This is a genomic window from Streptomyces sp. NBC_01498 (assembly GCF_036327775.1).
Taxonomy (GTDB): Bacteria; Actinomycetota; Actinomycetes; order Streptomycetales; family Streptomycetaceae; genus Streptomyces.
In genome coordinates this window covers 6,721,820-6,736,520 of sequence record NZ_CP109598.1, presented here as the reverse complement: position 1 = coordinate 6,736,520, position 14,701 = coordinate 6,721,820, and the positions used below count along the sequence as shown (strand labels likewise).

The 14,701-nt window shown below is 72.8% G+C and carries 14 protein-coding genes; 5 read left to right on the top strand and 9 right to left on the bottom strand.

Features of this window, described 5'->3' with window-relative positions; translation table 11 throughout:
- Positions 1 to 139 precede the first annotated feature (139 nt).
- Positions 140 to 1,504 (top strand): dipeptidase, encoded by a 1,365-nt coding sequence (locus OG875_RS28810; protein ID WP_330177158.1) that lies wholly within the window; start codon positions 140 to 142, stop codon positions 1,502 to 1,504.
- A gap of 145 nt (positions 1,505 to 1,649) precedes the next feature.
- On the top strand, positions 1,650 to 2,399 hold the full coding sequence (locus OG875_RS28805) for an MBL fold metallo-hydrolase (protein WP_330177157.1): 750 nt from the start codon (positions 1,650 to 1,652) through the stop codon (positions 2,397 to 2,399).
- On the opposite strand, the gene OG875_RS28800 is transcribed toward OG875_RS28805, so the two are convergent.
- Positions 2,340 to 3,386 (bottom strand): NUDIX hydrolase, encoded by a 1,047-nt coding sequence (locus OG875_RS28800; protein WP_330177156.1) that lies wholly within the window; start codon positions 3,384 to 3,386, stop codon positions 2,340 to 2,342. The two genes, OG875_RS28805 and OG875_RS28800, sit on opposite strands and share 60 nt — an antisense overlap.
- Before the next feature lie 211 nt (positions 3,387 to 3,597).
- On the opposite strand from OG875_RS28800, the gene OG875_RS28795 reads away from it, so the two are divergent.
- A complete protein-coding gene (locus tag OG875_RS28795; RefSeq protein WP_330177972.1) occupies positions 3,598 to 3,792 on the top strand; it encodes a hypothetical protein in 195 nt (64 codons plus the stop codon).
- 147 nt (positions 3,793 to 3,939) lie between these two features.
- Here the strand turns inward: OG875_RS28795 and OG875_RS28790 are convergent, their stop codons facing one another.
- On the bottom strand, positions 3,940 to 4,923 hold the full coding sequence (locus OG875_RS28790; RefSeq protein ID WP_330177155.1) for an ROK family protein: 984 nt from the start codon (positions 4,921 to 4,923) through the stop codon (positions 3,940 to 3,942).
- Positions 4,924 to 5,142: 219 nt separating this feature from the next.
- On the opposite strand from OG875_RS28790, the gene OG875_RS28785 reads away from it, so the two are divergent.
- On the top strand, positions 5,143 to 6,186 hold the full coding sequence (locus tag OG875_RS28785; protein ID WP_330177154.1) for a LacI family DNA-binding transcriptional regulator: 1,044 nt from the start codon (positions 5,143 to 5,145) through the stop codon (positions 6,184 to 6,186).
- 521 nt (positions 6,187 to 6,707) lie between these two features.
- Here OG875_RS28785 and OG875_RS28780 read toward each other — a convergent pair.
- From OG875_RS28780 to OG875_RS28765, 4 genes are all read right to left on the bottom strand, one after another.
- Positions 6,708 to 8,012 (bottom strand): DUF6986 family protein, encoded by a 1,305-nt coding sequence (locus tag OG875_RS28780; protein WP_330177153.1) that lies wholly within the window; start codon positions 8,010 to 8,012, stop codon positions 6,708 to 6,710.
- A gap of 171 nt (positions 8,013 to 8,183) precedes the next feature.
- Complete coding sequence (locus OG875_RS28775; protein ID WP_330177152.1) at positions 8,184 to 9,146, bottom strand: electron transfer flavoprotein subunit alpha/FixB family protein; 963 nt, start codon at positions 9,144 to 9,146, stop codon at positions 8,184 to 8,186.
- Between the two features lie 73 nt (positions 9,147 to 9,219).
- Positions 9,220 to 10,020, bottom strand: a complete 801-nt coding sequence (locus tag OG875_RS28770) for an electron transfer flavoprotein subunit beta/FixA family protein (protein ID WP_330177151.1) — start codon at positions 10,018 to 10,020, stop codon at positions 9,220 to 9,222.
- A 210-nt stretch (positions 10,021 to 10,230) separates the two neighbouring features.
- Positions 10,231 to 10,578: a TlpA family protein disulfide reductase gene (locus OG875_RS28765; RefSeq protein WP_330177150.1), complete on the bottom strand. Its 348-nt coding sequence runs from the start codon at positions 10,576 to 10,578 to the stop codon at positions 10,231 to 10,233.
- 332 nt (positions 10,579 to 10,910) lie between these two features.
- Here OG875_RS28765 and OG875_RS28760 point away from each other — a divergent pair, with 332 nt between their 5' ends.
- Positions 10,911 to 11,633, top strand: coding sequence for a lysophospholipid acyltransferase family protein (locus tag OG875_RS28760; protein WP_330177149.1), 723 nt, complete (start codon positions 10,911 to 10,913; stop codon positions 11,631 to 11,633).
- A 342-nt stretch (positions 11,634 to 11,975) separates the two neighbouring features.
- Here OG875_RS28760 and OG875_RS28755 read toward each other — a convergent pair whose 3' ends face one another.
- From OG875_RS28755 to OG875_RS28745, 3 genes are all read right to left on the bottom strand, one after another.
- Positions 11,976 to 12,668 carry a B3/B4 domain-containing protein gene (locus OG875_RS28755; RefSeq protein ID WP_330177148.1) on the bottom strand — a complete coding sequence of 231 codons (693 nt, stop codon included), beginning with the start codon at positions 12,666 to 12,668 and terminating at the stop codon, positions 11,976 to 11,978.
- Between the two features lie 107 nt (positions 12,669 to 12,775).
- Positions 12,776 to 13,846: a threonine aldolase family protein gene (locus OG875_RS28750; RefSeq protein ID WP_330177147.1), complete on the bottom strand. Its 1,071-nt coding sequence runs from the start codon at positions 13,844 to 13,846 to the stop codon at positions 12,776 to 12,778.
- On the bottom strand, positions 13,843 to 14,625 hold the full coding sequence (locus tag OG875_RS28745; RefSeq protein WP_330177146.1) for an SDR family NAD(P)-dependent oxidoreductase: 783 nt from the start codon (positions 14,623 to 14,625) through the stop codon (positions 13,843 to 13,845). The genes OG875_RS28750 and OG875_RS28745 overlap by 4 nt, the downstream gene beginning before the upstream one ends.
- Positions 14,626 to 14,701: the final 76 nt, after the last annotated feature.

Genomic DNA, 14,701 nt, shown 5'->3' with positions numbered 1-14,701 from the left:
TGCTCCTGATCCGACCGGGGGCCCTTGCTGTCGCACGGCATCCTACGGCGCCTGCGGGCCCGGTCCGTTGTGGGAGGATCGGCCCGGTCCCCGACCGCCCTCACACACCGTCAACGTCCCACCCGCCAGGAGCGTGCCCATGTCCGCCAGTCCGATCGCCGAAACCGTCGCCTCGCTGATGCCCCGCGCGCGGGCGGAGCTCGCCGAACTGGTGGCCTTCCGGTCGGTGGCGGACCCCGCGCAGTTCCCGCGCGAGGAGTGCGAGGCCGCCGCCATGTGGGTGGCGGACGCCCTGCGCGCCGAGGGCTTCGAGGATGTCGCGACGCTGGACACGCCGGACGGCAGTCAGTCCGTCTACGGCTTCCTGGCCGGTCCGCAGGACACGCCGACCGTATTGCTGTACGCGCACTACGACGTACAGCCGCCGCTCGACGAGAGCGCCTGGCTCAGCCCGCCGTTCGAGCTGACCGAGCGGGACGGCCGCTGGTACGGGCGGGGCTCCGCCGACTGCAAGGGCGGCTTCGTGATGCATCTGCTCGCGCTGCGCGCCCTCAAGGCGGCGGGCGGGGTGCCGGTGAACATCAAGGTGATCGTGGAGGGTTCGGAGGAGCAGGGCACCGGCGGTCTGGAGCGGTACGCCGAGGAGCACCCGGAGCTGCTGGTCGCGGACACCATCGTGATCGGGGACTCGGGGAACTTCCGGGCCGGGCTGCCGACGGTCACGGCGACGCTGCGCGGGATGACGATGCTGCGTGTGCGGGTCGACACCCTCGAAGGCAACCTGCACTCCGGCCAGTTCGGCGGCGCCGCCCCGGACGCCCTCGCCGCGCTCATCCAGTTGCTGGCGTCCCTGCGCGCGGACGACGGCTCGACGACCGTGGACGGTCTGGACTCCGCTGCCGAGTGGGACGGACTCGCCTATCCCGAGGCCGACTTCGCGAGGGACGCCAAGGTGCTGGACGGGGTCGGGCTGATCGGCCGGGGCACCGTCGCCGACCGGATCTGGGCCCGGCCCGCGGTCACCGTGGTCGGGATCGACTGCCCGCCGGTGGTGGGCGCGACGCCGTCGGTGCAGGCGAGCGCCCGCGCGCAGATCAGTCTGCGGGTGCCGCCGGGCCAGGACGCCGTCGAGGCGACGAAGCTGCTCACCGCGCACGTCGAGGCGCACACCCCGTGGGGCGCGCGGGTCTCCGTCGAACAGGTCGGGCAGGGCCAGCCGTTCAGGGCGGACACCACCAGCCCCGCGTACGCCTCGATGGCCGAGGCGATGGCCGTCGCGTATCCGGGCGAGGAGATGCAGACCGCCGGGATGGGCGGCTCCATCCCGCTCTGCAACACGCTGACCGCGCTGTACCCGGAGGCGGAGATCCTGCTGATCGGGCTGAGCGAGCCGGAGGCGCAGATCCACGCGGTCAACGAGAGCGTGTCGCCCGAGGAGTTGGAGCGGCTGTCCGTCGCCGAAGCGCATTTCCTGGTCAACTACGCTCGCTCGAAGCGGGGTTGAGCCGGTACGCGGCCCGCCGCCGGGCGGGCCGCGCGGCCGGACGCGAAGCGCTGCGGAAGGTTCACCGCGACCGTTCTGCGGACAGCGGAAATCGCCGTCAGCGAAGTGACGCGCGCGGCCGTTCCGCCATGCATACATTCGACCCATGGATCTCGTTGCGATCAGTCCACGGCTGCATATGCTCCGTTTCCCCATCGGTCAGGCGTATCTGTGGCAGGACGAGAACGAGCTGACTCTCGTCGACTCCGGTCATCTCTACGCGGGACCGGACATCGAACACGCCATTCGCGATCTCGGCCTCACCCCCGGGAATCTGCGCCGTATCGTCCTCACCCACTGCCACCGCGACCATGTCGGCGCGGCGCAGGAACTCGCGGGGCGGTACGGCGCCGAGGTGATGGCGCACCGGCTCGACGCACCGATCATCCGGGGCGAGTGGCCCGTGCCCGACCCGCTGCTCCTGGACTGGGAGATCCCGCTGTACGAGCGCGGGCTGACCGTGCCGCCCGCGCCGCCGACCCGGGTGGACCGCGAACTGGAGGACGGCGACATCCTGCCGTTCGGCGACGGTGCCCGGGTGGTGCACGTCCCCGGGCACACGTACGGGTCCGTCGCCGTGCATCTGCCTTACCACGGTGTGCTGTTCACCGGTGACGCGGTGGCCGCCGCCGAGGGCCGGGTGATGCTCGGCGTGTTCAACGTCAACCGGGAGAGCGCCAAACGGTCCATGATCCGGCTGGCGGCGCTGGGCCCGTCCACGGTCTGTTTCGGCCACGGCGATCCGCTCGTCACCGGTGACACCGCCGGCACGGACGCCGCCGCCGTACTGCGCGCGTCAGCCGACCGGGACACCGGCCTCCAGATTGAGCACGGTCCCCCGCTCCCGGGCCCGTAGCGCCCAGCGCAGCCGCTCGTAACGGGCGGGCGGCAGCAGCGACGCCGCCTCCGCCTCCGTGACGAACCGCCAGCCGCGCAGCTCCGACCCCGGCAGCAGCAGCCGCTCGGCGTCGTCCACCGGCAGCCGGCCGCCGTCGAAGATCAGCCGCAGCCCGCCGAAACCGGGCGGCGCCGGCGGCTCCCAGTCCACCACCAACAGCCGGGGCACCTCCGCGAGTTCGATGCCGATCTCCTCGGTGACCTCGCGCATCCCGGCCCGCGCGGGTGCCTCGCCGCGCTCGACGACACCGCCGGGGAACTCCCAGCCCGGCTTGTAGGTGGGGTCCACCAGCAGGACCCGGTCCCCCTCGTCGAAGAGCAGCACGCCCGCCGCGACGGTCTCCGCCGTCGGCTCGGGCGTCTGCACGATCTCGCACAGCCCCTCCGTACCCGCGTGGACGGCGTCCGCGACGACCGCCGCGCACTGCGCCGGAGTGAGCTCCCCGGCGTCCACGACGAGGGCGTCGGTCCTGAGCCAGCCGAGGGCGGCGCCGTAGGGCTCGATGTGCGCGTACGCCCACTGCCGGGCCCGCTCCGCGCTCGCGGGATCCTCGTCGTCCGACTCGGCACCGGTGCGGCCCGCTATTCGCCTGCGCAAAATCGTTTCGTCCACCGACAGCAGCACATGCCGGACGGGAATGCGGCGCGACGCCAGGCCACCGAAGATCTCGTCCCGGTACTCCTGGCGCAGCAGCGTCATCGGGACGACCAGCACCCCGCCCACGTCGGCGAGGAGCGCGGCGGCGGTGTCGACCACCAGCCGGCGCCAGATCGGCAGGTCCTGATAGTCGCTCACTTCGGCGAGCCGCTTCTGCGGCAGCAACTCCCGCAGCCCCGAACCGATCAGTTCCGGATCGTAAAGGGTGCTATGTGGGATCATGTCGATCAGTTGGCGCGCCGTACTTGTCTTTCCCGCTCCGAACGCCCCATTCACCCAGACGATCACAGTTCCCCCTCTTCCGTAGCCCCATGTGGATTGCCCGCAAGACCGGGCACGGGAAACACGTGGCCGATTCCGGCTGCCCTGTCGACACCCTGTCGTGGCCGGTGCGTGGCCTGTTCGCCACCTCTTTACGGAGGCGGCGGCCCGTCCGGCCCTGCCGAGGTTTTCGGCCGGAGCCGTAACTCATCCGCCCGGCGTGTCGTTGGAGACGCATATGACGAGGGGGTACGCGATGCACCGCGACGTACTGGAGCGCTTCCCGGCGGGGGACCCGCGCGGAAGCTGGCGCGCGGAGGAGTACGCGCGGGCGAGGCGGGACGAGGGGACGCCCGCCGAGGTCGTGATGGACCTGGAGTCGGACGTCTTCCTGGTGGTGGTGCCGCAGCAGGCCCGGGAGCCCGCCTCCTGAGGAGGTCGCCCACCGGTGGCGGGCGGCTGCCGCTCGTGTGTGGGGCTCGGCCGTGTGCGCCTTCCGGTCGCGTGCGGTCCGGCCCCGGACGTCATCCGGCGGCCGGACCGCCGCCCCGTCCCCTCCGGGGGGCCGGGTGACGGGGTGTCACAGGCTTGTCGGAGCGCTCATCGCCGAGGACTCGCCGGGCACGGCGACGGGCTCGCGGCCGAGCGCGGCAGCCGCCGCCGCACCCACCAGACCGGCGTTCGTCCCCGTCAACGCCGGTGCCACGGTCAGGTTCCGGACGAACGAGAGGGTGGCGTAGTCGCGCAGCGCGCGGCGCAGCGGCCGGAAGAGCACGTCGCCCGCGTTCGCCACTCCCCCGCCGACGACCGCGATACCGATCTCGGTGAGCGTCGCGGTCGCGGCGATCCCCGCCGCCAGGGCCTGGGCGGCGCGCTCGAACGACGCGATCGCCACCGCGTCGCCGGCGCGGGCCGCCGCCGCGACCGCCGCCGCCGAGGCGTCACCGTCCGGGCCGGGCCGCCAGCCGCCCTCCAGGGCGCGGCGGGCGATGTTGGGACCGCTGGCGATGCGTTCGACACAGCCGCGTCCGCCGCACGGGCAGAGGTCGCCGTCGAGGTCCACGCTGATGTGGCCGATGTGCCCGGCGTTGCCCGAGGGACCGGGGTGGAGCTTGCCGCCCAGCACCAGACCACCGCCGACGCCGGTGGAGACCACCATGCACAGGGCGTTGTCGTAGCCGCGGGCCGCGCCCTGCCAGTGTTCGGCCGCCGTCATCGCGACCCCGTCGCCCACGAGGGTCACCGGCAGCCCGCCGGTGGCCAGCCGGACCCGCTCCACCAGCGGGAAGCCGCGCCAGCCCGGCACGTTGACCGGGCTGACCGTGCCCGCCGCCGCGTCCACGGGTCCCGCGCTGCCGATGCCGACGGCGGTCGTACGCGCCCACAGGGGCGACGCGCCGATCTCGTCGAGCACCTCGGCGACCGCGCGCATCACCGACTCGTCGTCCTCGGTCGCCGGGGTGGACCGGCGGGCCCGTACGAGGAGTCTCCCGTCGCCGTCCACCAACGCGCCGGCGATCTTGGTGCCGCCGATGTCGAGAGCGGCTACGAGGTCGGTACGCATCAGTGTCGGATCTCCAGGGGGCGAGGGGGTTTCCCCGCGGGCGGGGGTGGCGTGGACGGGCGGGGGACCTGCGGGTTCATGGAACAGTGTCCATTCCCCTGACAACGTTGTCCAGGGCCTATGCTCAAAGCCGCGAGCCTTGCACGACAACGGAACGACCACGGAACGACAACCGAACCACCGCCGAAGAACGACCGAACGACGACAGGACAGCGCACAGTGGCCGACACCACCCGTCACATCGAGCCCCGCTACGGTAATCGGCCCACCATGAAAGACGTGGCAGCCCGCGCCGGTGTCGGTCTCAAGACGGTCTCCCGTGTGGTCAACGCCGAGCCCGGAGTCACGCCGGACACCGAGCGGCGGGTGCAGGAGGCGATCGACGCGCTGGGGTTCCGCCGCAACGACTCGGCACGGGTGCTCCGCAAGGGACGTACCGCCAGTATCGGTCTGGTGCTCGAAGACCTCGCCGACCCGTTCTACGGGCCGCTGAACCGGGCGGTGGAGGAGGTCGCGCGGTCCCACGGCGCGCTGCTGATCAACGGATCGAGCGCGGAGGACCCGGACCGTGAGCAGGAACTGGTGCTCGCCCTGTGCGCGCGCCGGGTCGACGGGCTGATCATCATCCCGGCGGGGCACGACCACCGTTATCTGGAGCCGGAGATCAAGGCCGGGGTCGCGACGGTCTTCGTGGACCGTCCCGCCGGAAGGATCGACGCGGACGCGGTGCTCTCCGACAGCTTCGGCGGCGCGCGCTCGGGCACCGCCCATCTGGTCGCGCACGGCCACCGGCGAATCGGCTTCATCGGTGACCAGCCCCGTATCCACACGGCGGTGGAGCGGCTGCGCGGCTACCGGGCCGCGATGGCCGACGCGGATCTGCCGGTGGAGGATTCCTGGGTGTCGCTGGGTACGACGGTTCCGGAGCGGGTGCACGAGGCGGTCGTCACGATGCTCGGGGCCCCGGAGCCGGTCACCGCGATCTTCACCGGCAACAACCGGGTGACCGTCACGGTCGTCCGGGCACTGGCCGCGCACGACCGGCCCGTCGCCCTGGTCGGCTTCGACGACATCGAACTCGCCGACCTGCTGGACCCCGGTGTCACGGTCGTGGCGCAGGACGCGGCCACCCTGGGCCGCACGGCCGCGGAGCGGCTGTTCCGCCGCCTCGACGGCGCGGCCGACGCGCCGAGCCAGGTGGTGCTGCCGACGAGGCTGATCGCGCGCGGCTCGGGCGAACTGCCCCCGCCGTCGGGCCGGTAGGCGGGGTACGCGACGGGGGCGGGCGGTACCGGCGGGCGTCCCGGCGCCGCGAAGCCCGCGCGGTCCGCGCGGCGGCGGACTCTCCGGGAGGTGTCCCCGGGTCCCGTACGAAAGGTCGTCGGGGATCGGCCCGGTCCCGGCGCGGACCCTCCCTGGCACGTCGGTACGGCGCGGCGGACGACCGGGCCGGACGGTGCGAGGCCGCCCACGGCCCGATGAGCCGGCTCAGCCGTCCCGAGTCCGGGGAGTCCGCCCGGCCGGACCCACGGCTCCGGGTCCGTACGGCCCGGCGTCACGAAGGACTCCAGGTCGGCGCGGATGCCGGCGGCGCGCTCCGCGCGGCGGACTCCCCGGGAGGTGTCCCCGGGCCCCGTCCGACGGGCCGTCGGGGATCGGCCGGTCCCACCGCGCGGGGCCGGTGTTCGCGTCGGCTCGGCGGAGGACCGGTGTGCCCGGCGGCGCGGCCGTACGGTGCGAGGCCGCCCGCAACGCGACGAGCCGGGCGATCCCCGCACCGGGCCCTAACGCTCCGGGGCCCCGGCGCCCGCGCCGCCCGGCCTCGCGAAAGACTCCAGGTCGGTGCGGGACAGGCCGGTGAGGCGGGTGACCTCGTCGTCGTCCAGTGCCCCGCAGTCCAGTCCGCGCAGCAGATGGCCGCTGAGGGCCCTGGCCGTGGCGGGCTCGTCCAGCACGGCGCCGCCCGTCTTCGCGACGTACGCGGCGAGTCGCGCGGCGGCGGGCGCGAGGCCCTCGCGGTAGAAGGCGTAGACGGCCGCGTAGCGCGTGGGCAGATGGCCGGGATGCATGTCCCAGCCCTGGTAGTAGGCGCGGGCCAGGGCGCGGCGGGTGAGCCCGTAGTGCAGCCGCCACGCCTCGTGGACCTGCTCGGCCGGGCCGACGGGCAGCACGTTGGTCGAGCCGTCGGAGACCCGTACGCCGGTACCGGCGGCGGCGACCTGCATGACGGCCTTGGCGTGGTCGGCGGCCGGGTGGTCGCTGGACTGGTGGGCGGCGCTGACACCGACACAGGCGCTGTAGTCGAAGGTGCCGTAGTGCAGTCCGGTGGCGCGGCCGTCCGCCGCGCCGATCATCCGGGACACGGTGGCGGTGCCGTCGGCGGCGAGGATCGACTGGCTGGTCTCGATCTGGATCTCGAAGCCGATCCGGCCGTGCTCCAGGCCGCGTGCCTTCTCGAACTCCTCCGCCAGCCGCACCATGGCGGTGACCTGTTCGGTGTACGTGACCTTCGGCAGGGTGAGGACGAGCCCGTCCGGCAGTCCGCCCGCGTCCATGAGCCCGCTGAGGAAGATGTCGAGGGTGCGGACGGCCCGTCTCCGTACGGGGGCCTCCAGGCACTTGATCCGGATGCCGGTGTACGGGGCGGCGGTGCCGTCCCCGTACGCCGCGTGGACGAGGCGCGCGGCGCGCGCGGCGGCGTGGTCCTCCTCCGCGTCGGTGTGCGCGCCGTAGCCGTCCTCGAAGTCGATCCGCAGGTCTTCGACCGGCTCGCGTGCCAGCTTGGCCCGGACGCGTTCGTGGACCGGACCGGCCAGTTCGGCGGGGAGACCGAGGACACGGGCCAGTGAGGCGGCGTCGGGGGCGTGTTCGTCGAGGGCGGCGAGCGCCCGGTCGCCCCAGGAGCGGACGGTGCCGGCGTCGAAGGCGTCGGCGGGGACGTAGACGGTGTGGACGGGCTGTCGGGTGCCGGGGTCTCCCGGATAGCGCCGGGCGAGTTCGGCGTCGACCGGTGCGAGCGAGGCGTCGATGCCGTCGCCGACCGCGTCGGCGAGGCTCGTCGTGACCGTCTCCTGTTGCCCGTGCCCCATTGCCGCGCCTCCAGTTTCCGCCATGTGGAGTCGACCGTCCGCATGGCGAAGCTAATCGACCGCGTCCGGCCTCGTCAATGGTCGTCCGCCGAGGGCGGGACGGCGAGGCCCGGCCGCGCCGGGGCCGCGCGGCGACCCTCCGCCGCGCGGCCCCGGAACGCCGGCACGGACTCAGCCCTTGCGCGCCTTGATGGCCTCGGTGAGCTGGGGGACGACCTGGAAGAGGTCCCCGACGACGCCGTAGTCGACGAGGTCGAAGATAGGAGCCTCGGCGTCCTTGTTGATCGCGACGATGGTCTTCGAGGTCTGCATGCCCGCCCGGTGCTGGATCGCGCCCGAGATGCCGGAGGCGATGTAGAGCTGCGGGGAGACCGACTTGCCGGTCTGGCCGACCTGGTGGGAGTGCGGGTACCAGCCGGCGTCCACGGCGGCGCGCGAGGCGCCCACGGCCGCGCCGAGCGAGTCGGCCAGCGCCTCGATGATCGCGAAGTTCTCGGCGCCGTTGACGCCGCGTCCGCCGGAGACGACGATCGCGGCCTCGGTCAGCTCCGGCCGTCCGGTCGACTCGCGGGGCGTGCTGGAGACGATCCTGGTGCCGGTGGCGGCGGCACCGAAGGTGACCGCCAGCTCCTCGACGGTGCCCGCCGCCGCGGCCGGCTCGACCGGGGCGGAGTTGGGCTTCACGGTGATGACCGGGGTGCCCTTGGTGATCCGGGAGGTGGTGGTGAACGCGGCGGCGAACGCCGACTGCGTCGCCACCGGGCCCTCGTCACCGGCCTGGACGTCGATCGCGTCGGTGATCAGGCCCGAGCCGATCCGCACCGCGAGACGGGCGGCGATCTCCTTGCCCTCGGCGGAGGAGGGGACGAGCACGGCGGCCGGGGACACGCTGTCGTACGCGGCCTGGAGCGCGTCGACCTTGGGGACCACCAGGTAGTCGGCGAACTCGGGGGCGTCGGCGGTCAGCACCTTCACCGCGCCGTGCTGCGCCAGCGCGGCGGCGGTGTCGGCGGCGCCCGCGCCGAGCGCGACGGCGACCGGGTCGCCGAGACGGCGGGCCAGCGTCAGCAGCTCCAGGGTGGGCTTGCGGACGGCACCGTCCACATGATCGACATAGACGAGGACTTCAGCCATGGGATGTGTTCTCCTGCGAATGCGTGGGCGTGAAGGGGGCGGGACCGGCGTCGGGGGCGGTGGACCGCACCCGTCAGATGAACTTCTGGCTGGCGAGATATCCGGCCAGCTGCTCGCCGCCGTCGCCCTCGTCGTTGACGATGGTGCCCGCCGTACGGGCCGGGCGCTGCGTGGCCGAGTCGACGGCCGTCCACGCGCCGTCGAGGCCGACGTCCCCGGCGTCGATGTCCAGGTCCTCCAGGTCCAGGGACTCCACCGGCTTCTTCTTGGCAGCCATGATCCCCTTGAACGAGGGGTAACGGGCCTCGCCCGACTGGTCCGTCACCGACACCACGGCGGGCAGGGGGGCTTCGAGCCGTACGGTCGCCGCGTCGCCGTCCCGGCGGCCCTTGACGGTGCCGCCCTCGACGGACACCTCCGACAGCAGCGTCACCTGGGGCACCCCGAGGCGCTCCGCCAGCATCGCGGGCAGGACGCCCATCGTGCCGTCGGTGGAGGCCATGCCGCAGACCACCAGGTCGTAACCGGTCTTCTCGATCGCCTTGGCGAGGACCATGGAGGTGCCGAGCGCGTCCGTGCCGTGCAGGTCGTCGTCCTCGACGTGGACGGCCTTGTCGGCGCCCATCGACAGCGCCTTGCGCAGCGCGTCCTTGGCGTCCTCGGGGCCGACGGTCAGTACGGTGATCTCGGCGTCGCCGTCGCCGGAGTCGTTGTGGGCCGCCGCGATCTGCAACGCCTGCTCGACCGCGTACTCGTCCAGCTCCGACAGCAGACCGTCCACATCGTCACGGTCCAGCGTCAGGTCGTCGGCGAAATGCCGGTCCCCCGTCGCGTCGGGCACGTACTTCACACAGACAACGATCCTCAAGCTCACGCCGGCTCTCCTACTGCATCGTCATTTCTGGGCTGCCTTGGTGCTCGCAGCATAGGCGCCCGATGGGGGGTTTTCCGGTCAGGTCGATCCCCGCACCGACCGTAATATTACTCGCCAGTACACCTCAGTACATCCAGCTCATGCCCGCTGGGCAAGCGCTCCGAACTGTGACCTTCCCTACGCCCGGTCCACCGCCGCGCCGGGGGACTGTCAACCGCCCCGCGCCGTATCGGAGATCGCCGCCCCGAGCGCGGCGATCACATCCGCTTTGCGCGGTGCCCCGGCGGCCCTGCGGACGGTCCGGCCCGCCGCGTCGAGCACCAGCACCGTGGGTGTGGTGACGATGCCCAACTCCCTTACGAGCGCCAGCCGGTCCTCGGCGTCGATCTCCACGTGGACGACGCCGTCGACCATCGCGGCGACCTCGGCCAGGGTGCGCCGGGTGGCGCGGCACGGCTGGCAGAACGCGGTGGAGAACTGCACGAGCGTGGCCCGCTCCCCCAACTCCGTGCCCAACTCGGCGGCTCCGAGCCGTGTTTCACCGTGTCGCCCGCGCACCGGTCGCCTCCGTTCCGTACGACACCGGGGCCCGACGCCGAATCCGCCGCCGCACCCGTGTCCCGCGCCCCTGTCGCGCGTCCTGTCGTGACCGTCCCCGAAGGAGCGTCCCACGGCCGCACCCTATTCCGCCGGGCGCCCGCCGCGCGGCCCTGAGCTGCGGCAAACGCCCCGATCTCGCGTGAATGACGTGATGAGAATCTCGCTCCGCGCCGACGGCAGGACTGGCCACGGGCCCTTGTTTGGGGCACGATCTGCCCAATGCCGAAAACCTACGGCTGCGTAGCTTCCGTCGGGAGAACCCTCCCCGGGAACAGAAGGGTCTCCTCCAGATGGCAGAGCTCGTCTACCGGCCGGTCGTCGGTGCCGCCCGCACGATGTTCAAGGCACTGGACCTCAAGATCGAGACTCAGGGCACCGAGAACATCCCGCGTACCGGCGGCGCCGTGCTCGTCAGCAATCACATCAGCTATCTGGACTTCATCTTCACCGGTCTCACCGCCCTCCCCCAGAAGCGGCTCGTCCGCTTCATGGCGAAGGACTCCGTCTTCCGGCACAAGGTCTCGGGCCCGCTGATGCGGGGTATGAAGCACATCCCGGTGGACCGCAAGCAGGGTGAGGCCGCGTACGCGCACGCGCTGGACTCGCTGCGTTCCGGTGAGATCATCGGCGTTTTCCCCGAGGCGACCATCTCCCAGTCCTTCACGCTGAAGTCCTTCAAGTCGGGCGCGGCCCGTCTGGCGCAGGAGGCCGGGGTCCCGCTGATCCCGATGGCGCTGTGGGGCACCCAGCGGATCTGGACCAAGGGGCGCCCGCGCAACTTCCGGCGCAGCCACATCCCCGTGACGATGCGGGTCGGGGAGCCGGTGGAGGCGCCCGCCGACCAGTACGCGGGGGCGATCACCCGGCGGCTGCGCGAGCGGGTGCAGGAACTGCTCGAAGCCGCCCAGCGCGCCTATCCGGTACGGCCCAAGGACGCGAGCGACACCTGGTGGGTGCCGGCACACCTGGGCGGTACGGCTCCGACACCGGCCGAGGTCCGCGAGGCCGGCTGAGCCGCGCGGACGGCCCCGTCCCGGACGGCGGGAGAAGACGCCCCGGCCGGGACGGCGAACGAACGGCAACGCGTCCGGACGGCCGGGAGGAACCCTCACCGCGCCGGGACGGCGAACGAACGGCAATGCGTTTCCGAACGACCCGCGGACTTCACCACCGGCCGCGGACCTCACCGCCGGCCCGCGGACTTCACCACCGGCCGCGGACCTCACCGCCGGCCCGCGGACTTCACCACCGGCCGCGGACTTCACCACCGGCCGCGGACTTCACCACCGGCCGCGGACTTCACCACCGGCCGGTGCCGCCGGGCTCGCGCCCGGCACGGCACCGGCCCGTCGGCGTCAGCCCGCCGGATAGACCGTGATACGGGCGCCGGGGCTGAACTTCTCCAGCTTCTCGGCGAGTTCGGTGCCCGCCGCGTCGAGCGCCTCCCGGCTCATCGGGTCCAGCGCCTCCAGCAGGAAGACCGCGTTCACCGACTCCTCGGTGAGCCGGGTGCGTACACCCTGGCGCCAGTTCCAGCGCCGGCACGTGACCCCCTCGTCGTCGCGCCAGACGACCTCACCCGCGTCCGGGTGCTCGACGACCGGCTCGCCGCCCGCGGCGGTGTGGAACGGCTCGTCGCCGGTGGCCCGTACGAGCCGCATCGTGCCCTCGATGCGGTCGATGTCCTCGCCGCCGACGGGGATCAGATGGGCGACGCTGATCGCGTTGTAGAGGTCCACGAGCAGATTGATCCGGGGCAGCCCGCCGTCCGCGAGGGCGCGTTTGGCCAGTGCCTCGCCGGAGTTGCGGGTGCGGGACGGCTTGCTGCCGAAGGCCGTGTACGCGGCGCGCCAGGCGACCATGTGCGGGTCCTCGTGCGGGGCGCGGCCGTCGAGCCGGGCGGCCAACCGCCGGGTCGCGTCGTCCAGCAGGGCCGAACCGGCCTCGGTGCTGGGGCCGTTGACCAGCCCGTGGGCCTCGACGGCGAGCGGGGTGAAACCGGGGACGAGGGAGCGCACCTCGTCCGACACGGTGAGCGTCAGGGTCATCGTCTGCCTTGCCTGGGGACGTACGGAAGCGGTGCACCACAGCGCACGGAAAGGTCTACTGTAATGCACCGCTCGTGGGGTCCGGCCACGGTTCGCGAAAGCGCCCGCTACCGCGCCATCTCCTCCTTGAGCGCCTGCACGAACGCGTCCACGTCGTCCTCGGTGGTGTCGAAGGCGCACATCCAGCGGACGTCGCCCGCCGCCTCGTCCCAGAAGTAGAAGCGGAACCGCTTCTGGAGGCGCACGCTCACGTCGTGCGGCAGCCGGGCGAAGACGGCGTTGGCCTGCACGGGGTACAGGATCTCGACGCCGTCGACGTCGCGTACCCCGGCCGCGAGCCGCCGCGCCATGTCGTTGCTGTGCCGCGCGTTGCGCAGCCACAGGTCACCGGCGAGCAGCGCCTCCAACTGCACGGAGACGAACCGCGTCTTGGAGCTGAGCTGCATGGACAGCTTGCGCAGCCGCTTCATCGCGCGGACCGAGTCGGGGTCGATCACCACGACGGCCTCGCCGAGGATCGCGCCGTTCTTCGTACCGCCGTAACTGAGCACGTCCACGCCGACGGTGTTGGTGAAGGTGCGCAGCGGTACGTCGAGGGAGGCGGCGGCGTTGGATATCCGGGCCCCGTCGAGGTGGACCTTCATGCCCAGTCCGTGCGCGTGCTCGCACACCGCGCGGATCTCGTCGGGCGTGTAGACGGTGCCCAGTTCGGTGTTCTGGGTGATGGACACGACCTGCGGCATGGCCCGGTGCTCGTCGTCGAAGCCCCATGCCTGACGGTCGATCAGTTCGGGGGTGAGCTTGCCGTCGGGGGTGGGCACGCCGAGCAGTTTGAGGCCGCCGACCCGCTCGGGGGCGCCGCCCTCGTCCACGTTGATGTGCGCGGACTCGGCGCAGATCACGGCGCCCCAGCGGTCGGTCATGGCCTGGAGCGCGACGACGTTGGCCCCGGTGCCGTTGAAGACGGGGAACGCCTGGGCGGTGGGGCCGAAGTGGCCGTGCATGACGCGCTGGAGGTGGTCGGTGTACTCGTCCTCGCCGTACGCGACGGTGTGCCCGCCGTTGGCGACGGCCAGCGCGGCCAGCACCTCGGGGTGGGCGCCGGCGTAGTTGTCGCTGGCGAAGCCGCGCGTGGCGGGATCGTGGTGCGCACGCGCGGCCGTCGTGCGGGACCTCATGACTCGGGGGTCAGCCACAGGCGTTTTCCGTTCACTTCACCGGCGGGCCGGTCCCAGACCCCGGCGATGGCGTCGGCCAGCTCTCCGGTGTCCGTGAAGCCCGCGAACTTCGCATTCGGGCGCTCGGCGCGCATCGCGTCGTGCACCAGTGCCTTGACGACCAGGATCGCAGCCGCCGCGCGCGGTCCTTCGTCGCCCCCGGCCTTGCGGAAGTCGTCCCCCAGCGCCAGGGTCCACGCCTCGGCCGCCGCCTTGGCCGCGGCGTAGGCGGCGTTGCCGGCCGTGGGGCTGCTCGCGCCGGCGGCGCTGACCAGGACGTACCGGCCGCGGTCGCTGCGCAGCAGGCCCTCGTGGAAGGCGAGCGAGGTGTGCTGGACGGTGCGGATCAGCAGTTTCTCCAGCAGGTCCCAGTCGGCGAGGTCGGTGGCGGCGAAGGTCTTGCCGCCGCGCCAGCCGCCCACCAGGTGGACCAGTCCGTCGATCCGGCCCCGGCCGGCGTCCTTCTCGGTGCGGGCCGCCCAGGCGCGGGTGGCCTCTGGGTCGAGGAGGTCGACGGTGTCGGCAAGGACGGTGGCGGCGCCGTGGGCGCGGCGGACGGTGTCGACGGCCTCGGCGAGGGCGTCCGCGTTCGCGTCGGCGGCGGCGACCGTCGCCCCGGCCGAGGCCAGGCGCAGCAGGGTGGCCTGTCCGGCGGGGCCGGCGGCTCCGGCGACCGCGACGACGGCGCCGTCGAGCGCCCCCGTGCCGGTGGGTGTGGTCATGGTCGTCTTCTCCGTCATACCGGTTCCCCCGTGGTCCGCGCCGTGGTGGCGCTCGCGTTGCTGGTGCGGCTCGTGGAGCCCGTACGGCGCCGGG